The sequence below is a fragment of the Streptomyces sp. NBC_01092 genome (assembly GCF_045039535.1).
Taxonomy (GTDB): domain Bacteria; phylum Actinomycetota; class Actinomycetes; order Streptomycetales; family Streptomycetaceae; genus Streptomyces.
Window position 1 is genome coordinate 8,405,718 of record NZ_CP108659.1, and the last position, 25,454, is coordinate 8,431,171.

A 25,454-nucleotide genomic window follows, 5' to 3' on the forward strand; every position below is an offset into this window, starting at 1 on the left:
TAGAGGTTGTCACGGGCGAACGTGTCATCCCTCTGGGCGGAAGTAAACAGCGCGCGACACTTGGATACCTGCTTCTTCATCCCAATCAAACGATTCCCACCAGCAAACTCTTAGAGGCATTGTGGAGCGTCGAAGAGGCGCCGATGACCGCCCGCAAGATCCTGCAGAACGCGATCTGGGGCCTGCGGCGTGCTCTGCTTCCGAACCAGGACGAGTCCACTCCGGTGGCGCTGCGCACCCAGTCCCCGGGCTACTCGCTCGACGTCCCACCCGAACACATCGACCTTCATCTCTTCCACCGCTGGGTGAAGGAGGGGCGCTCCCGGCTGGAGGCCGGAGAGCCCGACGAGGCGGGGCGGCTGCTGAACGACGCCCTTGAACTGTGGCGCGGTCCGGCCCTTCTGGATGTGACCGAAGCCGGCCTGTCCTGGCCGGAGTTGTCCACCCTGGAGAGCACAAGGCTGGACGTCCTGGAGGACTTCTTCGAAGCCCAGCTGGCCTGCGGACGCCATCAGGCCGTGCTCGGTGACCTGGAATCGATGGTGGAGAACGAGCCGCTGCGCGAACGCGCCTGCGGCCAGCTCATGCGCGCGCTGTACCGATGCGGGCGCCAATCGGACGCCCTCGGTGTCTTCAGCCGCCTGCGCAACCTGCTGGTCGAGGACTTCGGCCTCGAACCGAGCCGGGAACTCCAGCAGCTCCAGCAGGCGATCCTCAACCACGACCCCGACCTCGCGCTGGTACTCGGCGGGGACCACCCCCGTTCGAGGCCTGTGGCCTCCCTCGCGGCGGAGGAGACCCCCGCCCGGCCGCGCGCCGAGGAGCACGTCCAGGCAGGCGGGTTCCCGGCCCTGACCCAGCCTCAGGCCCAGGGGGCGTGGCCCACCCCGCAGCGCGCCGCCACGGCGCCCCTGCGCGCGGTCGCCGCGGCGGCGCCCCTCCTCGCGTCGGCCCCGAAGGTCCTGTCCGCCGTCTACGCCACGACCCGGACCGCCGAGGCCCTGGCGCTCTCTCCCGGAGCCGGTCCGCTGCAGACAGCGATGCCTGCGAACCCGGGCCCGGCCCGCCCCGCCGCGGTGACCGCCACCGGCTCCACCGCCTCGTCCGCGGTGCGCCGTCGCGCCAGCATCCTGGCCGTGCGCGCCGAACCCGACCCCGCCCCGGAGGACTGCGCCGAGCTCGACACCTGGACGGACCGCATGAGCGGTCTCGTCCAACGGGAGATCGAGCAGCACGGCGGAGTGGTCATCTCCTCGCTGGGCGACGCCACCGTCGCCCTGTTCGCCGCAGAGGAGGACGACGAGGAGTATTCCCTGGGCGCGGTCCTGGCCGCCTACGGGCTGCGCGCAGTCCTGACCGCGCCGCCGCGGGCATCCGGCGACGGCGCCGCCGCGGGCGTGCGCACGAAGCTGCGGGTGTCCGTCGCCACCGGCGAGGTCCTCGTCAGCCAGTCCCTCGGCGCGAGTTCACCGCCCAAGGTCTTCGGCGCGAGGGTGATGAACGAGTCCGGGGCCCTGCTCGACCTGGCCCCCTCCGACCGGGTCCAGGTGTGCGACCGTACCCGCGAGGAGACCCAGGGGCACTTTTCTTACGCTGAGATCCCGGGCGCTCCCGGCCCTCCCGGCACCCCCGCACGCTGGCAGCTGCTGGGCCGGGTCGAGCCTGCCCGGGGCGACGCGGGAGGGGAAGAAGAGGACAACTCCCACCTCCGCGAACTGGACCTGCTCCAGGGCGCGATGACCCACAGCAGCCGCTGGTCGCAGCCGCACCTGATCACCGTGCTCGGAAACGTCGAGGAGCGCCGCAGCCGGATGCTCCACGAGCTGGAGATCTTCGCCACCGAGACGCTGGACGGGGCACAGGTCCTGACCTGGAGCAGGGAGGAGGCCGCCGACTCGGGCCCCTTCGGCCTCCACCGGAGGATCATTTCCCAGTACTCCGGAGTGGTGGACTCCGATCCGCCCTGGGCCGTCCGCCGGAAGATCAGTGCCATAGTCGACCGCCTGGACGCCGCGAAGAGCTGCTCCAACTGGCTGGTCGCCCGGTGCACTTCCCTCTTCGAGACGGTCAACCGCACCACGGAGTGGCTGACCGCCCAGGAGTGGATGGACGTCTGGCGGTACTTCCTGGAGGCCGCCGCACAGGACGGACCGCTGGTCCTGATCGTGGACGACCTGCACCTCGCGGACCAGCCCGGCAAGGAACTCGTCGGTCTCCTGGCCCGGCTCCCCGACATGATCCCGCTCACCGTCATCGTCGGCGCCACCCCGGAGCTCGTGCGTCATCCCGACTGGTCCTCGGACCGGCGCCTTGCCACCATCGTGATGCTCGACCGGCCCGACGAGTCCGAACTCGCCTGCTCCACGGCGTGACATCGCACACCTGACCGCACACGTCCCCTCGGCAGCATCGTCGGCCGAGGGGACGTCCGCTGTCCACGCGACGGCGGGGGAGGGCACGGCGTCAACCGGTCGCCCGCGCGCCGTCGCCGCTTGTGGGGACGCCGCCCGGACGGAGCATCTGGCTCGCGGCCAGCTCGCGATAGAGGGCGCTGCCGGCCAGCAGCGCCTCGTGGCATCCGCCGGCGGTGGTGCGACCGTCGTGCAGCACGACGATGTGGTCGGCGTGCTGCACGGTCGACAGGCGGTGCGCGATGACCAGCAGGGCGCACTCCCGGGCGACGTCCTTCATGACGCCGATGAGCGCCGATTCATTGATCGCGTCGAGGTGGGAGGTGGGCTCGTCCAGCAGGAGCAGCGCGGGGCGCGCCAGCAACGCGCGGGCGACGGCGACACGTTGGCGTTCGCCACCGGAGAGGGTGCTGCCGTGTTCGCCGACGACGGCGGACAGACCGCCGGGCAACCGGGCGACGACCTCTTCGAGCCGGGCCAGTTCCACGACGCGCCGGATCTCCGCTTCCGTGGCGTCGGGCACGGCGTAGGCGATGTTGTCGCGCAGGGTGCCGTGGACGACGTGGGCGTTCTGGTCGACGACGGCGATGCGTTGGCGGCAGGCGTCACGGGTGAGTTCGGTGGCGGGCCGCCCGTCGAAGAGCAAGGCGCCGGCGTCCGGCTCGTAGAACCTCGCCACCAGGGCGAACACCGTACTCTTGCCGGCTCCCGACCGGCCCACCAGTGCCACGTGCTGACGGTGCGCCACGGTGAACGAAACGCCGCGCAGGACCGGCCGTTCAGGGTCGTAGCCGAAGCGGACGTCGTGCAGGGCGAGGGTGGGCTGGTCGGGCGCGGCGGGCGGCTTTGCCGGGCGCGGCGGGTGTGCGTGAACTCCGGGCACCACCTGTGCGCTCGGCTCCACCGGCAGGCCGAGCGCCTCTTCGATGCGCCGGTAGGCGCCCATTCCGCGTTGGATGAGGCCCACGGCACGGAACACGGACGACAGCGGCAGGACGAGGTACGAGGCGTACAGCAGGAAGGCGACCAGGTCGCCGAGCGAGCCGGCGTGGCCGTTGACGCGCAGACCGCCCACCACCAGGACGATGAGGAAGGAGCCCTGCACGGCGAGTTCGACAGCGGGGCTCATGACCGAGGCGAGCTTCGCGGTGCGTACCCCCGCGCCGTAGGCCGCCTCGACACGTGCGCCGATACCCGCCGCCTCGCGCTCCTCGGCACGGTGCACGCGGACCATCGGCAGGGCATCGAGGGCGCGTGCGAGGTCGGCGGCGATGGCACCGACCGAGTTCTGTATACGTTCGGAGGCGCATCGGATACCCGTGAGCAGCGAGGCGACGACGAGGGCCGCCGCGGCCACGGTGCCGGCGACCAGGAGCAGCAGCAGGGGGTCGAGCCACGCCATGAGGACGATCGCCCCGGCGGCGACAAGGCTTCCCGTCACCAGATCGACCAGGGCCTGCGACACGACCTCCCGGAGCACGGTGGTGTCGGTGGTCACCCGGGAGATGAGGTCGCCGCCTCGGCGACGGCCGTATTCCCTCATCTCCAGCCGGAGCAGCCGCCCCACCAGCCCGTGCCGGAGCTGTCGTACGACGCCTTCGCCCATCCGCTCCAGCAGGAAGCGCCCCACGGATCCCGTCGCCGCCTCCGCGACGAACAGCGCGCCGAGGAGTGCCAGCAGCGGCCAGATGACCTGCCCGCGGCCGCTCGCGTCCACGACGTGCTTGGCCACGAGCGGCTGGGCCAGTCCCAGGGCGGAGGCCACGAGGGTCAGCACGGTGGCGACGGCCACGGCACGCCGGTGCCCGGCGGTGAGCCGGTACATCGTGGCCACCGCCGCCCGGGTGGACCTGTCGCTGTCGGCGACCGCGGCTCCGCCGCCATCCGGATCGGTCGTGCCGGTCATCGGTCCGACGGTCGTGGCAGCGGGCCGACGGTCACCAGCGGGGCGAAGTAGCCCTCCGGCACACCCTCGCCGACGGGACGGCCTTTCGCCTCGATCCAGGCGTGCGCGGTGAAGGGCGGTACGACGCGTACGCCGGTGCACCAGGTCGGCCACGTCCCGCCGAGCCGGCACAGCAGCGCGGCCCCCAGGGAGCGCGGCAGGCACCCCTTCGGTCCGGCACAGCGCAGGCTGGCGGCGCACATGGCGTCGCGGGCGCCCTGGGCCTGCGAGGTGGTGGCGGGTGCGGCACCGCGCCGCAGGATGCCGAGCACGGTGCGGATGTGGCGGGGCGGCAGGAGGGCGAGGGCGACGGCGGGGAACAGGACGAGGTGGGCGGCCAGGCGTCGGGCCAGGGGAACACCGGTGGGTCGTTCCAGCGCGCTGGGTGTCGTCATGAGGCGAGCCCCGAGCTGCGCAGCTGCCCTACGAGCGTCTCGACGTCCTGCAAGGCCTGCGCCTGGTCGATGTCGAACTCCCGGACCAGGGCGGCGGCCGCCTCCGACTCCTCGCCGCCGGCGAGCAGCGTCCGCACCACCAAGGTGGCGGTCGGATTCAACTCCCAGTACTCGCCGGCGCGTTCATCCAGCAGCACCGTGCCGTAGTCGGTCTCGGCCGTGGAGACGTTGTCACCGAACCTCAGGGGCATGGAAGGGCCTTTCTGACGTGGGGACTCGGGCGGGGCCGCGGGCCATTCCCCGCAGCCACACCTCGGCGGCGATGGTGGAGTAGAGGATGGCGTCCGACAGCCCCTTGGAGGCGGGCCGCCGGGCCAGGCGACGCAACTCGGCTCCGTCCACCAGGCCCAGCGCCTCCAGCCGCGAGTCCTCCCACAGGGTCAGCAGGTCGGCGCGGTGTTCGCGCAGTCCGTTGGAGGCGTCCATGGAGGCCGCGGCCTTGTTGGTCCGCCTCAGGCAGGCATCGGGCACGATCCCGCGCATCGCGGCGCCCAGGACGGGCTTGTACCGCCAGGGCGTGACGCGCTCGCTCGGACGTACCGCGAGACACGCCTCGATGACGCGGTCGTCGAGGAAAGGAGAGGCCATGGGAAGGCCGACGCGGGCGGCCATCCGGTCCCACTGCCGGATGATGCGGGTGCACGAGCGGATCTGCTCCAGGTCGCTGTGCAGGCCGCGGTCCGGATGCAGTGGCGAGGCCGTCGCCGCGGCGTCGAGCAGGGCCCGGCGGGCCAGCCGTTCGGCCTCGGGGGTCACCCAGTCGAACAGGCGCGGGGCCATGCCCCAGCCGAGCCCCGTCGCGACGGAGGGGGGCAACGGGCCCCGCAGGTGGTCGGCGGCGTCGGCGAGCCACGTCCGGTACGGCCGGGAGTCGGAGAGCGCGCGGGCCGTGCCGGCGAGCGGCCACTGCCACAGTGCCCTGAATCCCCGCAACTGGCGCAGGGCGAACAGCGGACGGGTGCGCAGCAGTTGGTGGTAGTACGCCTCGGAGCACCAGGCCACGTGGTCTCCGCCGATGCCGGTCAGGTGCAGCCGGCTGCCGCGTGCGGCGAGGCCGGGCAGATGGTGCAGGACCCGGGAGCGGTCCATGACGCCGATGGTGGGCTCGTCGAGGAGGTCGTCGATGTCGAGCAGATCCTCGTAGACCAGCGGCGAGGCGTCGGCGTCCCAGACCATGTGCTCGACCTCTGGGAGGTGCCCGATCGCCTGCTCGGCCCAGTGCAGGTCGGTGTCCGCCGGATCGCGTCCCGGCCACGTACTCGCCACCACATGGGCGGGGGAGCGGTCGGCAAGGAAACAGACGGAGGTCGAGTCCAGGCCGCCGGACAGGTCGCAGCTCACGACGCCGCCCTGCCGGGTACGCGCGCCGACGGCCTCCTGAAGCGCCGTCCGGATCAGGGGCGCCGCTTCGGCGAGCGGCCGGGCCGGCTCCGGCGGCGTCCACCACCGGGTGTGCCGTGCGGTGCGCCCGTCCGCGGCCACGACCAGGGCGTCCTGCGGAGGAACGGCGGTGACCGCACGCCACAGGGACGTCTCGAACAGCGGATACGGGGCGGGCCACAGCAGCCTTACGGCCAGCTCCTCGACGTCGGGGTCGAGGCCCAGGGCGGTGGCGAGCGTGTCGGCACGGGTGGCGGCCACCCGTACGCCGTCGATCTCCGCGTGGAAGACCAGGCGCAGTCCGGAGGCGGTGCCCTGGACCCTGATCCGTCCGTCGAGAGCTCCGACGAGGTGGAAACTGCCGGGCAGGGTCCGGGCCAGGGCGTCGAGCTCCGCGAGATCACGCAACCGTGCTGCCCGGCGCCGCAGTTCGTCGGCGTCGACGGGACAGCAGCCGACTACGGCAAGGGCCGCGGTGCCGGCGTTCGCCGTGACGACCTCGTCGTCGTGCCAGTGGCCGACCAGCCAGGGCCCGCCCGACGCATGCGTGAGGCTCCGGCTTCCGGGGCGGGCGAAGGAGCGGGCCACGGCGGCCGCGTCCGCACGGTCGGTGAAGACCGTGAAGTGCGCGTCGCCGAGGCCCGTCCCCGCACTTTCGTGCAGTTCAGTCATGACGTCGGGTCAAGGACCGTCGGCCGTCAGTTCTTGCTCAGGATCAGCCGGTCGTTGCCGTGGCGCCCGAGGAGCCCCGTCTCCTTGCGGAACGTACCGAGCCGGACGAGCGTCGGCGCCTCATATGCCTTCTTCATGACCACTCCTCACATGCGGGTTCCTGTCGGCATTCAGCTAGCTGCAGAACGTGAGCCCATGGCAAGAGCGATTACGAAGCTCAGATAATATGCAAAATCCCATTCAATCCGGTTGTGCGCCCCCCTCCGTGGAGCGCCTGGCGACGGCCACAGGCGGCGCCGCCGGGCGTACCCCCGCTCCTGGACATGCGCCGCTTCGTCTAGGAGGACAGGGCAGGCCTAGAGCCAGTCCCGTCGCTTGAAGATCACGTACAGGCCGGCACAGATGACCCCCATCAGGCCGATCGCGAAGGGGTACCCGAACACCCAGTGCAACTCCGGCATGTGCTCGAAGTTCATCCCGTAGATCGTCCCGACCAGCGTCGGAGCGAACAGAATCGCCGCCCACGAGGAGATCCGCTTGATCTCCTCGTTCTGCTCGAACCCCGCCTCCGCGAGCGCCCGCATCTCCGCGTTCTGCTGCTGCGTGACCAGCGTCGCGTTGACCGTGAGGATCTCGGTGAGGGCCTGACGGAAGCCGTCGACGCGTTCGCTGGTGTGCGTGACATGGTCGGCCACGTCGCGCAGGTAGCGCTGGAGTTCCTCGTCCGTGCCGTACTTGGAGAAGCCCGCCATCAAGCCGTGCAGCATGCCGACCAGCGGGCGGGTGGCGCGCTGGAACTCGACCATTTCGCGGGAGAGTTCGTAGATACGACGGGAGACCTCGGGATCGCCGCGGAAGACCTCGGTCTCGATCTCGTCGATGTCGATCTGGACCCCCGCCACCACCGGCTCGTAGCCGTCGACGACCGCGTCCAGTATCGCGTAGAGCACCGCCTCCGGGCCGAGCTTGAGCAGCTCCGGCGTCTCCTCCATGCGCAGGCGCACCGCCGACAGATCGGGGGCCGCGCCATGGCGGACCGTGATCACGAAGTCGGGGCCGACGAACACGTGCAGCTCGCCGAAGTCGACCTCCTCGGGCGCGTCGAGATAGCGGGCCGCGCGCAGCACCACGAAGAGCGTCTCGCCGTAGCGCTCCAGCTTGGGCCGCTGATGGGCCTCCAGCGCGTCCTCGATGGAGAGCGGATGCAGATCGAACTCGGCGGCCAGGGACAGCAGCTCCGCCTCCGTGGGCCGGGCCAGGCCGATCCACGCCATGCCGGACGGCTGTTCGCGCAGTTCACGGAAGGTCTCGGCGAGGGTGGCGGGGGAGGACACCCGTACCCCGTCCCGGTACAGCGCCGCCTGCACGACGCTCGCCACCTCGGCCTGCTCCGGAGTCCCGGCGGGCTCGGAAGGCTCGGGGGGCGGCGGCTCCGACGGCTGCGCAGGAGTGAGGGCTCGGCGCCAGCCGGACTTCATGGCCTTCTTCGCGGCGGGGCGGGCGCGTCGCTCGGACATTGCGGCTCCCTCCCGGTCAGGACGACGGGTGCGTGATCACCGAGCAGGATATACGGGGCGAATGACATGGGCGGGGCGAGCCGGTCCAGGACCGGGGAGAGTTGCGGACAGAAGGTGTCCGCAAGCGTCGCTAGCGTGCTCGGCATGACGAAGCGGACCATGGCAGAGCCCGTCCTCAGCACCCGCGCCCTCAACCGCGCCACCCTCGACCGCCAGCTCCTGCTGCGCCGCTCGCCGATGTCCGCCCTGGCGGCCGTGGAGCATCTGCTCGGCCTCCAGGCGCAGGAGGTCAAGCCGCCGTACTACACGCTCGCCGCGCGCCTCGACGGCTTCATGCCCGAAGAGCTGTCCGGGCAGCTCGCCGACCGCTCGGCCGTACGGATGGTCACCATCCGCTCGACGATCCACCTGCACAGCGCCGACGACGCCCTCACCCTGCGCCCGCTGGTGCAGCCGGCCCGGGACCGTGAGATCAACATCTTCCGCAAGGGCCTCGTCGGCGTCGACCTGGACCGGCTCGCCGTGATCGCCCGTGAGCTCGTCGAGGCGGAGCCCCGCACCATGAAGCAGCTGCGCGAGGCGCTGAGCGCCGAGTGGCCGCAGGCCGACCCGCAGTCCCTGGCCGTCGCCGCCCGCTGCAAGCTGCCCCTCGTGCAGGTCACCCCGCGCGGACTGTGGGGCCGCGGTGCCCAGGTCGCCCTGACCACCGTCGAGCACTGGCTGGAGCGCCCCGCCGAACCGGCCGCCTCGCCCGACGCCACGGTCCTGCGCTATCTGGCCGCCTTCGGGCCGGCCTCGGTCAAGGACATGCAGACCTGGTCCGGGCTGACCCGGATGCGCGCCGTCTTCGAACGACTGCGCCCCGAGCTGCTCACTTTCCGGGACGAGAGCGGCGTCGAACTCTTCGACCTCCCGGACGCCCCCCGCCCCGACCCGGACACCCCGGCCCCGCCCCGCTTCCTGCCGGAGTTCGACAACCTGCTGCTCTCCCACGCCGACCGCACCCGGGTCATCCCGCCCCCGAACCGCGGCCGCACCTGGCACGCGAACATGCTCTACTGCCCGTTCCTCGTCGACGGCTTCCTCGCCGGCGTGTGGCGCATCATCGACGACGCCCTCGTCATCGAGCCGTTCGGCGACCTCACCAAGGCGCAGCGCGCGGAGGTCACCGAGGAGGCGGCGCGCATGCTTCAGGTCATGCACCCGCAGGAGTCGTACGACATCCGGTTCGGGACCGTCATCCCGTAGAAGTGCGGCGGGTCTCAGTCGGCGCGGCCCGTCACCGCCACCGTCACGCCGAGCCCGATCATGGTGAATCCGCCGGCTCCGCCGATCAGCGACAGCCGTCGGTCCGAGCGGGCGAACCAGGTGCGGGTGGCGGACGCGGTCAGGCCCCACAGGGTGTCCGTGACCAGGCCGATCATGATCGGGATCAGGCCCAGCACCAGCATCTGGAGGGGGACCTGGCCTGCCGACTGGTCCACGAACTGGGGGAGTACGGCGGCGAAGAACACGATCCCCTTGGGGTTGGTGACGCCGACCAGAGCGCCGTCGAGGACCGTCCGCAGGTCGCCGCGGGCCGCGGGCGCCGAGGCGGGATCGGTCGCCGTCACCCGCAGTTCCTTGCGGTGCCGGAACGCCTGGACGCCCAGGAACACGAGGTAGGCCGCGCCCGCCAGCTTCACCGCGAGGTAGATCGCCGCGGACCGCTCCACCAGCGAGCCGATGCCCACCGCGACCGCGATCACCAGCGCATACGAGCCGAAGACATTGCCGATGGCCGTCGCCACCGCGGTGCGGCGGCCGTGGGCCAGTGCCCGTCCGATGACGAACAGCACGCTGGGTCCCGGGATCAGGACCACCAGCAGCGACATCACCGCGAAGGCCAGCAGTCGGTCGGCGGACACCATGTCCCTCACCTCCGTACGATCCCGGCCATTCAACCCCGGGGCGGACGGACATGGATAGGGGGCGTTGCGGGCCGCTCGTGGAGGCCCGCAACGCCCCCCGGTCATCACCTGAGGTGGGGCTCAGGAGACCTGTTGGACGACGATTCCGGTCAGGACTCGACCTGTTCCGTCACCTCGTCCGAGAAGGTGGTCAGCCGGGTGTAGATGCCCGGGTAACCGGCCTGGGCGCAGCCCTCGCCCCAGGAAGTGATCCCTGCCAGGACGCCCCCGATGAGCAGGGGACCGCCGCTGTCGCCCTGGCAGGTGTCGGTGCCGCCGGAGGTGTATCCGGCGCAAACCATGTCGGACGCGATGAAGTCCGAGCCGTAGGAGCTGGAACAGCTGGAGTTGGACACGGTCGGGACGGTCGCCGTGCGCAGCTGGTTGGAGGAGCTGCCGCCCGAGGAGGTGGTGCCCCAGCCGAGGATGCGGGCGGTGGTGCCCGTGGCGTAGACGCCGGTGTCCGAGGAGTCGACGTACGAGGCCGGGGTGTACGACATCGACGTGGACAGGGTCAGCACGGCCACGTCGTTGCCCTCGGTGACGTCCTGGTAGTCCGGGTGGATCCAGATGTCGCTGACCCGGCTCACGGTGCCGTTCGTGCCGTTGAGGTAGGTCCGGCCGCCGACCACCCGGACGCTGCTCGTGCTCTCGCCGACCATGCAGTGGGCCGCGGTGACGACCTTGGTGGCCGAGACCAGCGTGCCGCCGCAGAACTGGTCCTGCGAGGCGTCGGTGATCTGCATCATGAACGGGTACGAGGTCGTCGTGGTCGTCGAACCGCCCACGATGCGCGAGTCGGCGGCCTCAGCGGTGGGGGCGCTGAGCAGGGCCGCCGCGGCGGCGGCGACGGTGGCCGCCACGGCGGCCGTCTTTCTGGCACGGGTGAGCCCGAACATGAGACTCCTCATTGGGATTGCCGGTGGGGGGTCGCGCGGGTGTGGGGGGTGTGCACGGGAGTCGCGGGACCGACCTCCGTGTGCCCGGCGAGCGGCACATCCACAAGGTAGGTCCCGGACGTTCCCCTTCCCAATGAGGGAACCCCCTAAGGGAGTTGGGCAGGGAAAACCCTCGGTCGTGCCGGGTAAACACGCAGGACCGACAAAGACGGGTGAACTTAGGGCGTTCGGCGCCCCGCAGCGAGTCTGACGATGTCGACCCGCGATCGGATCCCGAGCTTGCGATAGACCCGGGTAAGGGTTGCTTCGACCGTTTTCACGCTGATGAACAGGCGCGCGGCGATCTCCCGGTTCGTGGCGCCCTCCATGACCAGCGCCGCGACCTGACGCTCCATCGAGGCGAGCCCGTCCAGGCTGTCGAGGCCGTCCGGCGTGGCGACGGGCGCGGGCACGGGCGCCGGCTCCGCGGTACCGACCTCTGCCGCGGCCTCGACCCGCCGCAGCCAGGGCAGCGCCCGGCACCGGCGGAACAGCCGGGCCGGCTCGTCGTACGACGTCCGTCCTGTGGCACCGGAACGCAGTTGGGCCAGTGCGAAGGCGGCCCGGGCCTCCTCCAGGCCGTAGCCCAGTTTGCCGAGCCGGTCCTGGGCCGACGTCAACTGGGCCAGGGCGGCCTCCGGTTCGCCGCGTGCCGCGCGTACCAGCGCCTCGGCCCGGTCCAGCACGGCCAGCACGCTCTCCCGGTCCAGCCGCAACGCCTGCTCGCGGGTGACGTCGATGACGTCCTGCGCCTCGGCGATCTCGCCGCCGCGCACCAGGGCCTCGGCGAGGTCGCCGTGCCAGCGCCCGCGCGCGGGATCGGTGATGCCGAGGCCCTGCTCGACCTCGCGCACCCGGCGCAGCGAACGCACCGCCGCCTCCGTGTCCCCGGCCACCAGCTGGGCGTGCCCGAGGGCGGCCAGGGCGCGTGAGACGTACATCTGGTCGCCGTCCTCCTCGGCGTGCTCCATCGCCTCCCGGGCCAGCGTCAGCGCCCGCTCCACCTCACCGCCCGCCGCCTCCGCGAGTGAGGTCAGCACGGCGGAGGCGACCTCGCCGATCCCGGTGTCCCGGGCGAGGCGCAGGCTCTCGCGGGCCAGGTCGAGGGCGCGTCCGCAGTGGCCGGAGTGCAGTTCGGTCTCAGCCACCCCGCGCAGGAAGTGCACCTCGCTCTCGACCCAGCCGTGCCGGCGCACCTCGCGCAGCAGCGCGGTGACCGCCGCGCGGGCCTCGGGGAGCTGGTCGCTCATGATCAGCCAGCGGAAGCGGGAGTAGCCGGCCCCGTTGTGGTGGCAGGCCACCCTCGGGTCCTGGGGCTCCTCCAGGGCGCGCCGGATCGTCGCGGGGGCGTCCGGGTGGCCCATCAGGGTCTCGATCTGCGCCTTGAGAGCGAGCGCCAGCAGCTCGGTGTAGCGGTCACCGGCCCGCGCGGCGAGCTCCGCCGCGTACCCGGCCTCCTCGCGGGCCTCGTCGAAGTCGCCCTCCACGAGCAGGGCGCGCCAGGTCAGTTGGTAGTGGACCAGCGCGAGCAGCTTCGGGTCGTCGCCCGCGTCGGCCAGCGCCTGCGGGAAGATCGAGTCGACCTCGGTCATGGCGTGGCCCGCCGTCTCGATCACCGCGATCCAGGCCCGCACCCGCTCCGCCGGCACGGCCGTGCGGGCGAGCGCCTCACGGGCGATGTCCCGGGCCAGGTCCAGCTCGCCGGCGGTGATCGCGTCGTCGGCGGCCGCCAGCCGCAGGCCGTTCGGGCTCGGCGTGCCGTCCGCCGGGGTGTGCCGGGCGGCAAGCAGGGAGAGCTGCGCGGCCACCGACGGCGCGCCCCGGTCCCGGGCCAGCGCGGCGGCCTCGGCGAGGCGCGCGGCGACCTCCGGGTCGGTGCCGGTGGTCGCGAGGGCCAGATGCCGGGCGCGTTCGATCGGGTCGGAGGCGGCCGTGGACAGCGCCGCGTGCGCGGCCCGGCGCTCCTGCGCGGGCGCCTCCGCGTACAGCGCGGCGGAGATCATCGGGTGCGCGAACCGTACGGCGGGACCCTCGGGCTCGGTCGCCAGCAGCCCGAGTTCGGCGGCCTGGGCGGTCTCGGCCTCGGCGTTGTCCCGGCCGGCCGCGTGCAGCAGGGCCAGTGTGGGGCGGGCGCCGGCGCTCGCGACGAGGAGCGTGCGGCGGGCCTGGTCCGACAGCATCTCCAGCCGGTTCAGCACCAGGGCGCGCAGCGAGGTGGGCACCGGCAGCGGCTCGCCGGGGCGGGGCGGGGTGACGTTCTCGGCGAGGGCGCGGCCCAGTTCGAGGGCGAACAGGGCGTTGCCGCCGCTGGTGCGGTGGATGTCGCGGACCGTGGAGCGGGGCAGGCCGGTGTAGCCGCGGTGGTCGAGCAGGGTGGACATCTGGGCGCGGGAGAGCGGGCCCAGGCGTACGGCGAGGGTGTCCGGCGGAGACGCGCGTAGATGGCGGTCGTACTCCTCGCCCTCGGTCCGCACCGCGAAAAGCATCCGTACCGGGGTGTCGCCGAGGCGGCGGGCCGCGAAGCCGAGGAGTTCGGCGCTGGCCGGATCCAGCCACTGGAGGTCGTCGGCGACCACGAGGACGGGGCCGCTGTCGGCGAGGGCGCGCAGCGTGGACAGCACGGCCAGGCGCAGGGCGAGGCCGTCGCGCTGGAGGGTGGACTCGCCGCGGCCGGTGAGCGCCGACTCCAGGGCGGTGAGCTGGGCGGCGGGGAGCCGGTCGGACACCTCCTCCAGGACCAGGCCGAGCAGGTCGGCGAGGGCCAGGAACGGAAGGTGGGATTCGGACTCCGTGGGCGAGCAGCGCAACACCGTGCGCGCCGTGCCGCCACATTCGGCGGCCAATGCCCGCAGGACCGTCGACTTCCCAATTCCGGCAGGTCCGTGAAGCAGCACGCTGCCGCCCCGCCCGAGCTGCTCACGCGCCGCCGTGAACAGCTCCTCCCTGCCGATGACCTGGTCGGGGCGGCATCTGGCAGGCTCCTTGAAGTCCCGTCGCACGGTCACCGCTCCCCTCCGTGTGTCGTGTCCGGGCCAATATTAGGCAATAGGTCTTTGAAATTCGGACCGCCGACATGGTGAGGCAAATAACAGCCGTGGAGCATGGGGAAATTCAAAGCACGGATGAATGAATGAGGGGTTGTCACGCTGGTCCGGACCACCGCGGTGCTGGTCCGGACCAGCACCGCACCCGTGGGCCTACGGCAGCAGCCCCGCCCTGCGCGCCGCCGCCACCGTCTCACCCCGCGTGTGGGTGCCCAGCTTCCGCATGGCTGACCGCAAATAGCCCTTGACGGTCTCCGCGCGCAGCCCCAGCCGCTCGCCGGTGGCCGCGTTCGTGGCGCCGGCGGCCACATGTGTCAGTACGTCCAGTTCGCGAGGGGCCAGGTGCACGGTGCTCGGCGCGGGCCCCTCCGTCAGCAGGCCGCAGGCGTCCAGCAGTTCCGCGCGCAGGGCCGGGTCGCCGATGCGCGGGGCCAGGGCGCGCAGGGTCGCGTGGGCCTCGCGGACCTGCTCCCACAAGGCACTGCGGTCGGGCGGCGCCGGCTGCGGCCGGGCCGCCTCCAGCAGCCCCCGCACCTCGTCGTGCACCACCAGCGCCTGCTCGACGTCCCGGGCCGCCTCCACCGCCGCTGTCAGCGTGCGGTCGCCCAGCGGCTGGGCCGTGCGCAGGGCGCCGTACAGGACACCGCGCACCCGGCGCCGTACGACGACCGGGACCGCCATCACCGAGCACAGCCCCTCCATGGCGACGGCGGCGTCGTACTCATGGGTGATCTGCCGTGAGGCGGAGTAGTCCGTGACGGCGCACGGGCGGGCCAGGGCGACGGCCTTGCCGCCCAGGCCGTTGCCCGCGGTCACCGCGAGCCTGCGCAGGGAGTCGGTGGCCGTGCCGGTCAGTTCGCTGATGCGGATCCTCGGGCGCCCGGGCTCCACCAGGCCGCCGAAGGCGACCGGTAGCCCCGTCGAGCGGCGCAGGCGCACCAGCGCGCTCCGTATCTCCACCGTTTCGGCCGCGTCCACTGCCACGTACTCGCCCTTTCACCGCGGCGTTCGCGGAGCGTACACCCCCGATCGGGGGTAGTGAGACCCACGTCACGGATTACACGATGGCAGAGAGCCGCCCGGCAAGGTCCGGTTACGAGGAGGACAGATGACGACGGGGACGGAGCTGTTCCGCAGCGCGCGGGACTTCCTGCTGGCACATCGCGAGGATTACGGCACCGCCTACGAGGGCTTCTCCTGGCCTCGGCCCGAGCGGTTCAACTGGGCGCTCGACTGGTTCGACGTCATCGCGGACGGGAACGACCGCACCGCGCTGCACATCGTCGAGGAGGACGGCGCCGAGGTCCGGCTGTCCTTCGCGGAGATGGCCGAGCGGTCGGCCCGGGTCGCCAACTGGCTGCGGACCCGGGGCGTGCGGCCCGAGGACCGCGTCCTCGTCATGCTCGGCAACCAGACCGAGCTGTGGGAGACCGCCCTCGCCGCCATGAAGCTGGGCGCCGTCGTCATCCCGGCCACCCCGCTGCTCGGCCCGGCCGACCTGCGCGACCGGGTGGACCGCGGCCGCGTCCGGCATGTCCTGGTACGGGCCGAGGACACCGCCAAGTTCGACGACGTGCCCGGCCGCTACACGCGCATCAGCGTCGGCGGGGACCGGGAGGGGTGGCTGACGTACGAGGACGCCTACGACGCCTCCGCCGAGTTCACCCCCGACGGGCCGACCGCGGCCGACGACCCGCTGATGCTCTACTTCACCTCCGGCACCACCGCCCGCCCCAAGCTGGTCGAGCACACCCACACCTCGTACCCGATCGGGCATCTGGCCACCATGTACTGGATCGGCCTCCAGCCCGGCGACGTGCATCTGAACATCTCCTCGCCCGGCTGGGCCAAGCACGCCTGGTCCAACCTCTTCGCGCCCTGGAACGCGGAGGCGACCGTCTTCATCGTCAACTACACGCGCTTCGACGCGGCCCGGCTGATGGCCGAGATGGACCGCGCCGGCGTCACCACCTTCTGCGCCCCGCCGACCGTCTGGCGCATGCTCATCCAGGCCGACCTGAGCGCCCTGCGCACCCCGCCCCGTGAGGTCGTGGCGGCGGGCGAGCCCCTGAACCCGGAGGTCATCGAGCAGGTCCGGCGCGCCTGGGGTGTGACCATCCGGGACGGCTTCGGGCAGACCGAGACCGCCGTCCAGGTCTCCAACAGCCCCGGCCAGCCCCTGAAGACCGGCTCGATGGGCCGCCCCAGCCCCGGCTTCCGCGTCGAACTCCTCGACCCGGTCTCCGGCGCGCCCGGCGCCGACGAGGGCGAGATCGCGCTCGACCTCGCGGAGCGCCCCGTCGGCGTCATGACCGGCTACCACGGCGACGCCGACCGTACGGCGGAGGCGATGGCCGGCGGCTACTACCGCACCGGCGACATCGGCTCCCGCGACGCCGACGGATACATCACCTACGTCGGCCGGGCCGACGACGTCTTCAAGGCGTCCGACTACAAGATCAGTCCGTTCGAGCTGGAGAGCGCCCTGCTGGAGCACGAGGCGGTGGCCGAGGCGGCCGTCGTGCCCGCGCCGGACGAGCTGCGGCTCGCGGTGCCGAAGGCGTACGTCGTCCTCGCGGAGGGCTGGGAGCCGGGCTCCGACACGGCCAAGGTGCTCTTCGAGCACTCGCGGGAGGTCCTCGCGCCGTACAAGCGCGTGCGCCGGCTGGAGTTCGCTCCGCTGCCCAAGACCGTCTCCGGCAAGATCCGCCGCATCGAGCTGCGCGAGGCCACGGCCGCCGGATCGGACGCCGAGTACCGCGAGGAGGACTTCCGGTGAGCGCACAGCTGTCGTACACCCACGGGACGAGCGACACCGCCCTGCTCGGCGACACCATCGGGGCCAACCTGGACCGGGCCGTCGCCGCCTGGCCGGACCGGGAGGCGCTGGTCGACGTTCCGTCGGGGCGGCGCTGGACCTACGCCCGGTTCGCCGCCGACGTCGACGAGTTGGCGTACGCCCTGCTCGCGAGCGGGGTCGCCAAGGGCGACCGGGTGGGCATCTGGGCGGTCAACTGTCCCGAGTGGGTTCTGGTCCAGTACGCCACGGCCCGCATCGGCGCGATCATGGTCAACATCAACCCGGCCTACCGCACCCATGAGGTCGAGTACGTCCTCAACCAGGCCGGGATCTCCCTGCTGTTCGCCTCCCTGAGCCACAAGACGAGCGATTACCGGGCGATGGTCGAGCAGGTGCGGGGCAAGTGTCCGCGGCTGCGCGAGACCGTGTTCATCGGGGACCCGAGCTGGGAGGCGCTGATCGCGCGCGCGACGCCGGCCGCGTTCGAGGAGCTGTCCTGCGACGAGCCGATCAACATCCAGTACACGTCGGGCACCACGGGCTTCCCGAAGGGGGCCACCCTCTCCCACCACAACATCCTCAACAACGGTTACTTCGTGGGGGAGTTGATCGCCTACGACGAGCAGGACCGGGTGTGTATCCCGGTGCCCTTCTACCACTGCTTCGGCATGGTCATGGGCAATCTGGCGGCCACGTCCCACGGCGCCTGCATGGTCATCCCGGCCCCCTCCTTCGACCCGAAGGCCACGCTGGAGGCCGTCCAGCAGGAGCGCTGCACCTCCCTCTACGGCGTCCCGACGATGTTCATCGCCGAGCTGAACCTCCCGGACTTCGCCTCCTACGACCTCTCCTCCCTGCGCACCGGCATCATGGCGGGCTCGCCCTGCCCGGTGGAGGTGATGAAGCGGGTGGTCGCCGAGATGCACATGGCGGAGGTCTCCATCTGCTACGGCATGACGGAGACGTCCCCCGTCTCGCTCCAGACCCGGATGGACGACGACCTGGAACACCGCACCGGCACGGTCGGCCGGGTGCTGCCGCACATCGAGGTGAAGATCGTCGACCCGGCGACCGGCGTGACCCGGCCGCGCGGCACGGCGGGCGAGCTCTGCACCCGCGGCTACAGCGTGATGCTCGGCTACTGGAACGAACCCGAGAAGACCGCCGAGGCCGTCGACGCGGGGCGCTGGATGCACACCGGTGACCTCGCGACGATGCGGGAGGACGGCTACGTCGAGATCGTCGGCCGCATCAAGGACATGATCATCAGGGGTGGCGAGAACATCTACCCGCGCGAGATCGAGGAGTTCCTGTACGCCCACCCCAAGATCGCGGACGTCCAGGTCGTCGGGGTGCCGCACGAGCGGTACGGCGAGGAGGTGCTGGCGTGCGTCATCCCGCGCGACGCCGCCGACCCGCTGACCCTTGAGGAACTGCTGGCCTTCTGCGAGGGGCAGCTGGCGCACTACAAGATCCCGAGCGTGCTGCGGATTCTCGGCTCCTTCCCGATGACGGTGTCGGGGAAGGTGCGGAAGGTGGAGCTGCGGGAGAGGTATGCGGACGGGTAGGCGGTCGGGTACTTCTGGGCGCCGGCCGGCATCTCTCAGCCCGTCTGGGGGTCCCCCCTGCTCGAAGAGCTTGGGGGAGTCTGAGGACGAGGCCCGTTCAGGGCCGAAGCGGGGTCTGGGGGCGGCAGCCCCCAGGGACGGGAAGGGTAGGGGCGGCGGGGGCGAAGAAACTAGTCGCTGCGCATGCACACCCGCGGCCAGCGGTCGAGGCCGAGTTCCGCCTCGTGGGCGCGGATCGTGCGCAGCCCCGGGGTGAGCTCGGCCTCTTCCAGGGTGCGGAAGCCGAGGCGTGTGTAGTACGGCGCGTTCCACGGGACCTCGGTGAAGGTGGTCAGGGTGAGACCGGTCAGGCCCTCCTCGCGTGCGCGGTCGGCGGCGTACTCGAGGAGGGCCCGGCCCACGCCCCTGCGCGCGGAGTCCGGGTGCACCGAGACCTGCTCGATGTGCAGGGCGCCGTCGACCGGCTCGCCGATCAAGTACGCGACCGGGCGGCCACCGCCCTCGCAGGCGGCCCACGCCCGGCCCGCCCGGCGGTAACGCTCCAGGACGTCCAGGGCGGGCGGCTCGTCGTCGGCGACGGCGGCCATGCCGAGGTCGCGGAAGGCGGCGCCCGCGGCGCGTTCGATGTCCTGGAGGACCGGGAGTTCGTCGGGTGTGACGGGGCGGATGCGCATGGGCCGAGTGTCCGCCGCCGGCCCCGTCGGGGGCGAACGGATTACCGGCCGGGGGGCCGGCCGGTCAGTGGGCGCCCGTCGCGTCCAGCTCGTCGGCGAGGCTGTTGACCGGCTGGGGCGTGCCCGTGAGGTCGAGGACGAAGAGGGGGACGCCCAGGGTGTCGGCGCGGGCGCGGGCGTCGGGGGCGTAGCCGGACAGGGAGAAGTAGACGCAGGACGCCGACTCCGTCATGGCCGTCAGCCACAGGCACTCCACGTCGCGCAGGGACGTCGGTGCCACGGTCGGGTCGACCTGGGCGAGCAGGCCGTGCGCGGCGATGCCGATGCCGGACGTGGGGCGCTGGTCGGCGCGGCGGATGTCCCGGTAGCCGAGCCAGCGCAGATACACGGCGGCCGCCGTGACCGCGTCGCGGGCGGTGCGGATCGTGATGGGCTGGAAGGCGCGGCGCGGGGCGGGAGCCGGTGGAGGTTCCGCCTCCTGCGAGGCCGCCCCCCGCGCCACCGGTACCCGCAGCAGCGTCCCGCAGGCGCAGCCCAGCTCCGGGCGGGGCCACTCGCCCTCGCGGCCGCACGCCGTACAGCGGACGCTGACCCATTCGTCGTCCCAGGCGCGATGGGTGACGGCCGTCGCGGTCCCGGCCGGGTCGAGCGGGGGCACGACGGGCGCCCCGCAGGTGCAGGGATAGGAAGGTGCCGCGTACAGATGCTCGCGCCGGCAGGCCGGGCAGCGCACCGACACGCTCTCGGACATGGCCCACTCCAGGACGACCTCGCATCGGGACAGCGCACCCATCGTCCACCAGGTGGTGCCCGGTTGTCCCCCTCTTGACGGTCTTCACCCGCCCGCCTACATTGCTTCCAGATAGTAGAAAAGAGTTTCCGCTATGTGGAATCCAAGAGGGTTCGCGGGCGGAACCGACATCGTCACGGAATTGCTCACCGCGGGGCGCGACGGGAGTGCGAATCCGACAGCCGAAGCAGGAGTACTCAATGGCACGTATGACCGCTGCCCGAGCGGCAGTCGAGATCCTCAAGCGCGAGGGCGTCAGCAACGCGTTCGGCGTGCCGGGCGCGGCGATCAACCCCTTCTACGCCGCGCTCAAGGCCTCCGGCGGTATCCACCACACCCTCGCCCGCCATGTGGAGGGCGCCTCGCACATGGCGGAGGGCTACACCCGCACGCACCCCGGCAACATCGGCGTCTGCATCGGCACCTCCGGCCCGGCCGGCACCGACATGATCACCGGTCTGTACTCCGCGATCGGTGACTCGATCCCGATCCTGTGCATCACGGGCCAGGCCCCGACCGCCGTGATCCACAAAGAGGACTTCCAGGCCGTCGACATCGCCTCGATCGCCAAGCCGGTCACGAAGATGGCGGTGACCGTCCTGGAGGCCGCGCAGGTCCCCGGCGTGTTCCAGCAGGCGTTCCACCTGATGCGCTCGGGCCGTCCGGGCCCGGTCCTCATCGACCTGCCGATCGACGTCCAGCTCACCGAGATCGAGTTCGACCCGGAGACCTACGAGCCGCTCCCGGTGTACAAGCCGGCCGCGTCCCGCGCCCAGATCGAGAAGGCGATCGGGATGCTGAACGCCGCCGAGCGGCCGCTGATCGTCGCGGGCGGCGGTGTCATCAACGCGGATGCCGCCGAACTGCTGGTGGAATTCGCGGAGTTGACGGGTACCCCGGTCGTCCCGACCCTGATGGGCTGGGGCCTGCTCCCCGACGACCACGAGCTGAACGCCGGCATGGTGGGCCTGCAGACCTCGCACCGCTACGGCAACGCGACCTTCCTGGAGTCCGATTTCGTCCTCGGCATCGGCAACCGCTGGGCCAACCGCCACACCGGCAAGCTGGACGTCTACACGGCCGGCCGCAAGTTCGTCCACGTCGACATCGAGCCCACCCAGATCGGCAAGATCTTCGCCGCGGACTACGGCATCGCCTCCGACGCGAAGGCGGCCCTGAAGCTGTTCGTCGAGGTGGCACGGGAGCTGAAGGCGCAGGGCAAGCTCCCCGACCGCTCGGCATGGGCGGCCTCGGCCCAGGAGAAGAAGGCGACGCTCCAGCGCCGTACGCACTTCGACGACATCCCGATCAAGCCGCAGCGCGTCTACGAGGAGATGAACAAGGCCTTCGGTCCCGAGACCCGGTACGTCTCCACGATCGGCCTCTCGCAGATCGCCGGCGCCCAGATGCTGCACGTCTTCAAGCCGCGGCACTGGATCAACTGCGGCCAGGCGGGCCCCCTCGGCTGGACCATCCCGGCCGCGCTGGGCGTGGCGAAGGCCGACCCCGAGGCGCAGGTCGTCGCCCTGTCCGGTGACTACGACTTCCAGTTCATGATCGAGGAGCTGGCGGTCGGTGCCCAGCACAGGATCCCGTACGTCCATGTCCTGGTGAACAACTCCTACCTGGGCCTGATCCGTCAGGCGCAGCGGGCCTTCGAGATCGACTTCCAGGTCAACCTGGAGTTCGAGAACATCAACTCGCCCGAGCTGGGCGTCTACGGCGTCGACCACGTCAAGGTCGCCGAGGGCCTCGGCTGCAAGGCGATCCGGGTGACCGACCCGGCCGAACTGGGCGCGGCCTTCGAGCAGGCCAAGAAGCTCGCTCAGGAGTTCCAGGTCCCGGTGGTCGTCGAGGCGATCCTGGAGCGCGTCACCAACATCTCCATGTCGACGACCAACGACATCAGTAATGTCGTCGAGTTCGAGGAGATCGCCACTGAGCCCGGCCACGCGCCGACGTCGATCAAGACCCTGAAGGTCTGACACGACAGATCAGTGAGGGGCGGTCCGACCTGAGGGTCGGGCCGCCCCTTTCGCATGCAGAGGATGTGCAGAGGTTGTTCTGCGTGCTCGCTACTGCTCGTGGTGCTCCGACAGCCCGGGCCAGTCGTCGGGGCCACCGCCCTGCCAGTCGATGAAGTCGCTCTCCGAGATGTCCGTGACATACAGATCGGCGAGCCGCAGGATCTCGCTCACGTCGTCCACATGAGTGGCGATCCCCAGCGTCTCGTCGCCCTCCGTGACCCGCCGGGAGCCGTCCAGCGCCGGCGCATGCACCACGACATGCGGATGCTCCGTTGGATGTGCCATGCCCTCAGCCTCCTGCGCCGCGGGGAATTCCGCACGCCGACGGCGCCGTCGCCACGGGTGAACGCCGAGAAGCGCCGAGTACGGGACCGTCCGTACCCGGCGCTTCTCGGCCGGTGAGGCATCTTCGGTTGTGGCCGTCCGACGGTGCGAGGCTGGGCGCGACAGGACATTCGCGCCGCCGGACGGGGTCTGTGGGGCTTGGGACCGCGGCGGCAGCGACGGAACCGGGGTCTCCTTCCCTCTGGTCGAAGAAGGAGGCCGGACCTTCACCACCGCACTGGCTCGCACGCCGCCGCGGTCCTCGCGTTGCCCGCGCCCGTTCCCGGCGACCACCCCTCATCCGGGTCGCTCGGTGTTGTGCGCAGGCGATGCGTCCGGCTCATGACCTCCCGTCAGGAGACGGACGCAGCTTGGGTGTTCAGTCCTCGCGCAGGGCGCGGACCGCCTCCTCCACGCGCTTGCCGTACTCCGGGTCGGCGGCGTGGAAGTGGGCCAGGTTCTTCTCGATCACGTCGTCGCGGGAGACCTGGGACAGGCCACCGGCGATGTTCGCGATCAGGCGGGACTTCTCCTCGGCCGACATGAGCCGGTACAGCTCGCCGGCCTGGAAGAAGTGGTCGTCCTTGGTGTGGAGCGGGGCCTCGTGGGTGCCCGTGTGGCCGGTCACCGCGAGCGGCGCCGACAGCGGGCGGCCGGTCTCCACCGGGCCGTCGTGGGAGTTCGGCTCGTAGTTCTTCGCCCCGCGGCCCTGGGAGTTGGTCGCCATGAAGCCGTCCCGGCCGTAGTTCTGCGCCGTCGTGGCCTTGGGGGCGTTCACGGCCAGCAGGGTGTGGTTGACGCCCAGGCGGTAGCGGTGGGCGTCCGCGTAGGCGAACAGCCGGCCCTGGAGCATCTTGTCGGGGGAAGGGCCGATGCCGGGCACGAAGTTGTTCGGGGAGAACGCGGCCTGCTCGACCTCGGCGAAGACGTTGTCCGGGTTGCGGTCCAGGACCAGGCGGCCCACCCGCTGCAGCGGGTAGTCCTTGTGCGGCCACACCTTGGTGAGGTCGAAGGGGTTGAAGCGGTAGTCGGCCGCCTCGGCCGCCGGCATGAGCTGCACGTAGAGGGTCCACGACGGGTGCACGCCCCGCTCGATGGCCTGGAGCAGGTCCGTCTGGTGCGAGTTGGCGTCCTTGCCCGCGAGCTCCGCGCCCTGCTCGCTGCTCAGGGAGCGCACACCCTGGTTGGTCTTGAAGTGGTACTTGACGAAGAAGGCCTCGCCCTCGGCGTTCGTCCACTGGTAGGTGTGCGAGCCGTAGCCGTTCATGTGGCGGTACGACGCCGGGATGCCGCGGTCGCCCATCAGCCAGGTCACCTGGTGCGTGGCCTCGGGGGCGTGCGCCCAGAAGTCCCAGACGTTGTCCGGCTCCTGCTTGCCGGTGAACGGGTCGCGCTTTTGCGAGTGGATGAAGTCGGGGAACTTGATCGGGTCCTTGATGAAGAACACCGGCGTGTTGTTGCCGACGAGGTCGTAATTGCCCTCCGCCGTATAGAACTTGAGGGCGAAGCCGCGCGGGTCGCGGACGGCGTCCGCACCGCCGAGGCTGTCGGCCACGGTCGAGAAGCGCAGGAACACCTCGGTCCGCTTGCCCACCTCGCTCAGGAAGTCGGCGTGGGTGAAGCCGGTGACGTCGTCGGTCACCTCGAAGTGGCCGTACGCGCCGGAGCCCCGGGCGTGCACCACGCGCTCCGGAATGCGCTCACGGTTGAAGCGCGCGAGCTTCTCCAGCAGGTGCTGGTCCTGGAGCAGGAGCGGGCCGCCGACGCCGGCGGAGGCGGAGTTCTGGTTGTCGGCGACCGGGGCGCCGGACTCGGTGGTGAGCACGCGCTTCGACATCGTGGACCTTCCGTGCGAGTGTCAGCGGAAAGCTGTTTCCGCTTTGTGGAGCCTAGAAGTGGGCGATCTGGGCGTCAACAGTTTGTTGAATCAAATCAACGGTTTGTTGAAGAGGATTCCGGGCCGCGGCGACGCCTGGGCGCGACAGGACAGGTGTCAGCGGCGCCGCGGCCCGGAAATCTGGGGAAGGGTCCGGCTCAGACCTGGGCGCCGGACAGGCGCTCCACGGCGCGCAGCAGGGCCGAGTGGTCCAGGCCGCCGTCGCCCTGCGCACGCAGGGACGCGACCAGCTGGGCGACCACGGCGCCGACCGGGAGCGCGGCGCCGACGTTGCGGGCGGCGTCCGTGACGATGCCCATGTCCTTGTGGTGCAGGTCGATCCGGAAGCCCGGCTTGAAGTCGCGGTTCAGGAAGTTGTCCTTCTTCCGCGTCAGCACGGTCGAGCCCGCCAGGCCGCCGCCCAGGACGTCCAGGGCCGCCTGGAGGTCGACGCCGGACTTCTCCAGGAAGACCACGGCCTCGGCGCACGCCTGGATGTTCACGGCGACGATCAGCTGGTTGGCCGCCTTCACGGTCTGACCCGAGCCGTGCGGACCGCACAGCACGATGGTCTTTCCGAGGGCGTCGAGGATGGGCTTCGCGGCGTCGAAGTCGGCCTGCTCGCCGCCGACCATGATGGACAGCACGGCCTCGATGGCGCCGGCCTCACCGCCGGACACGGGGGCGTCCAGCACACGGATGCCCTTGTCCTTGGCCGCCTTCGCCAGGTCGACCGAGGTCTGCGGGGTGATCGAGGACATGTCGACCAGCAGCGCGCCGGACTTCGCGTTCTCCAGGATGCCGTCGGGGCCATACGCGATGGCCTCGACGTGCGGGGAGGCCGGGACCATCGTGATGACGACGTCGGCGTCCTTGACGGCCTCGGCGATCGAGCCGGCGGCGGTGCCGCCCGCCGCCGCGAGGCGGTCCAGCTTGTCCTGCTCCAGCGTGAAGCCGGTGACGGAGTAACCCGCCTTGATCAGGTTCTCGGACATGGGGGAGCCCATGATGCCGAGGCCGATCCAGGCAATCGCCGGGCGGGTCGGGTGGGAAGAATCTGCGAGGTTGCTCATGATGGGGGTGC

The 25,454-nt window shown here is 71.3% G+C and carries 20 protein-coding genes; 5 read left to right on the forward strand and 15 right to left on the reverse strand.

What is annotated here, in order from left to right; genetic code table 11:
- Nucleotides 1–143 precede the first annotated feature (143 nt).
- The gene (locus OG254_RS37895) at nt 144–2,372 is read left to right on the forward strand and encodes a BTAD domain-containing putative transcriptional regulator (RefSeq protein ID WP_405591138.1); all 2,229 of its coding nucleotides are present in this window, start codon (nt 144–146) and stop codon (nt 2,370–2,372) included.
- 91 nt (nt 2,373–2,463) lie between these two features.
- On the opposite strand, the gene OG254_RS37900 is transcribed toward OG254_RS37895, so the two are convergent.
- The 6 genes from OG254_RS37900 to OG254_RS37925 all read right to left on the reverse strand — a co-directional run bounded on the left by OG254_RS37900 (nt 2,464) and on the right by OG254_RS37925 (nt 8,380).
- Complete coding sequence (locus OG254_RS37900) at nt 2,464–4,317, reverse strand: ABC transporter ATP-binding protein (RefSeq protein ID WP_405591141.1); 1,854 nt, start codon at nt 4,315–4,317, stop codon at nt 2,464–2,466.
- Nucleotides 4,314–4,751: a lasso peptide biosynthesis B2 protein gene (locus OG254_RS37905; protein ID WP_405591144.1), complete on the reverse strand. Its 438-nt coding sequence runs from the start codon at nt 4,749–4,751 to the stop codon at nt 4,314–4,316. The genes OG254_RS37900 and OG254_RS37905 overlap by 4 nt, the downstream gene beginning before the upstream one ends.
- Nucleotides 4,748–5,002, reverse strand: a complete 255-nt coding sequence (locus tag OG254_RS37910) for a lasso peptide biosynthesis PqqD family chaperone (protein ID WP_405591147.1) — start codon at nt 5,000–5,002, stop codon at nt 4,748–4,750. The genes OG254_RS37905 and OG254_RS37910 overlap by 4 nt, the downstream gene beginning before the upstream one ends.
- Entirely contained in the window at nt 4,983–6,863 is a 1,881-nt protein-coding gene (locus tag OG254_RS37915; protein WP_405591150.1) for a lasso peptide isopeptide bond-forming cyclase, read from the reverse strand. The genes OG254_RS37910 and OG254_RS37915 overlap by 20 nt, the downstream gene beginning before the upstream one ends.
- Nucleotides 6,864–6,889: 26 nt before the next feature.
- A complete protein-coding gene (locus tag OG254_RS37920) occupies nt 6,890–7,000 on the reverse strand; it encodes a keywimysin-related RiPP (protein WP_106434143.1) in 111 nt (36 codons plus the stop codon).
- 219 nt (nt 7,001–7,219) lie between these two features.
- Nucleotides 7,220–8,380, reverse strand: a complete 1,161-nt coding sequence (locus OG254_RS37925; RefSeq protein WP_405591153.1) for a magnesium and cobalt transport protein CorA — start codon at nt 8,378–8,380, stop codon at nt 7,220–7,222.
- Nucleotides 8,381–8,524: 144 nt separating this feature from the next.
- Between OG254_RS37925 and OG254_RS37930 the strand changes: the two genes are divergently transcribed.
- Entirely contained in the window at nt 8,525–9,628 is a 1,104-nt protein-coding gene (locus tag OG254_RS37930) for a winged helix DNA-binding domain-containing protein (protein WP_405591156.1), read from the forward strand.
- A 14-nt stretch (nt 9,629–9,642) separates the two neighbouring features.
- Here OG254_RS37930 and OG254_RS37935 read toward each other — a convergent pair whose 3' ends face one another.
- The 4 genes from OG254_RS37935 to OG254_RS37950 all read right to left on the reverse strand — a co-directional run bounded on the left by OG254_RS37935 (nt 9,643) and on the right by OG254_RS37950 (nt 15,289).
- On the reverse strand, nt 9,643–10,290 hold the full coding sequence (locus tag OG254_RS37935; protein ID WP_351201440.1) for a LysE family translocator: 648 nt from the start codon (nt 10,288–10,290) through the stop codon (nt 9,643–9,645).
- A gap of 149 nt (nt 10,291–10,439) precedes the next feature.
- Nucleotides 10,440–11,228 (reverse strand): trypsin-like serine protease, encoded by a 789-nt coding sequence (locus tag OG254_RS37940; RefSeq protein WP_147995706.1) that lies wholly within the window; start codon nt 11,226–11,228, stop codon nt 10,440–10,442.
- Nucleotides 11,229–11,446: 218 nt separating this feature from the next.
- Nucleotides 11,447–14,272 carry an AAA family ATPase gene (locus OG254_RS37945; RefSeq protein WP_405591159.1) on the reverse strand — a complete coding sequence of 942 codons (2,826 nt, stop codon included), beginning with the start codon at nt 14,270–14,272 and terminating at the stop codon, nt 11,447–11,449.
- A gap of 192 nt (nt 14,273–14,464) precedes the next feature.
- Entirely contained in the window at nt 14,465–15,289 is an 825-nt protein-coding gene (locus tag OG254_RS37950; RefSeq protein WP_405595429.1) for a LuxR C-terminal-related transcriptional regulator, read from the reverse strand.
- 130 nt (nt 15,290–15,419) lie between these two features.
- Between OG254_RS37950 and OG254_RS37955 the strand changes: the two genes are divergently transcribed.
- Nucleotides 15,420–17,090: an AMP-binding protein gene (locus OG254_RS37955; RefSeq protein WP_405591162.1), complete on the forward strand. Its 1,671-nt coding sequence runs from the start codon at nt 15,420–15,422 to the stop codon at nt 17,088–17,090.
- A complete protein-coding gene (locus OG254_RS37960; RefSeq protein ID WP_405591165.1) occupies nt 17,087–18,679 on the forward strand; it encodes an AMP-binding protein in 1,593 nt (530 codons plus the stop codon). Before OG254_RS37955 ends, OG254_RS37960 begins: the two co-directional genes overlap by 4 nt.
- 170 nt (nt 18,680–18,849) lie before the next feature.
- On the opposite strand, the gene OG254_RS37965 is transcribed toward OG254_RS37960, so the two are convergent.
- Nucleotides 18,850–19,353 (reverse strand): GNAT family N-acetyltransferase, encoded by a 504-nt coding sequence (locus OG254_RS37965; RefSeq protein ID WP_405591167.1) that lies wholly within the window; start codon nt 19,351–19,353, stop codon nt 18,850–18,852.
- Nucleotides 19,354–19,417: 64 nt separating this feature from the next.
- Entirely contained in the window at nt 19,418–20,104 is a 687-nt protein-coding gene (locus tag OG254_RS37970) for a hypothetical protein (protein WP_405591170.1), read from the reverse strand.
- A 239-nt stretch (nt 20,105–20,343) separates the two neighbouring features.
- Between OG254_RS37970 and gcl the strand changes: the two genes are divergently transcribed.
- Nucleotides 20,344–22,128 carry a glyoxylate carboligase gene (gene gcl / locus OG254_RS37975; RefSeq protein ID WP_351199647.1) on the forward strand — a complete coding sequence of 595 codons (1,785 nt, stop codon included), beginning with the start codon at nt 20,344–20,346 and terminating at the stop codon, nt 22,126–22,128.
- Nucleotides 22,129–22,218: 90 nt separating this feature from the next.
- On the opposite strand, the gene OG254_RS37980 is transcribed toward gcl, so the two are convergent.
- The 3 genes from OG254_RS37980 to OG254_RS37990 all read right to left on the reverse strand — a co-directional run bounded on the left by OG254_RS37980 (nt 22,219) and on the right by OG254_RS37990 (nt 25,443).
- Nucleotides 22,219–22,455 carry a hypothetical protein gene (locus OG254_RS37980; protein ID WP_351199645.1) on the reverse strand — a complete coding sequence of 79 codons (237 nt, stop codon included), beginning with the start codon at nt 22,453–22,455 and terminating at the stop codon, nt 22,219–22,221.
- 418 nt (nt 22,456–22,873) lie between these two features.
- On the reverse strand, nt 22,874–24,331 hold the full coding sequence (locus OG254_RS37985) for a catalase (protein ID WP_405591173.1): 1,458 nt from the start codon (nt 24,329–24,331) through the stop codon (nt 22,874–22,876).
- A 197-nt stretch (nt 24,332–24,528) separates the two neighbouring features.
- On the reverse strand, nt 24,529–25,443 hold the full coding sequence (locus tag OG254_RS37990) for a 2-hydroxy-3-oxopropionate reductase (RefSeq protein ID WP_405591176.1): 915 nt from the start codon (nt 25,441–25,443) through the stop codon (nt 24,529–24,531).
- Nucleotides 25,444–25,454: the final 11 nt, after the last annotated feature.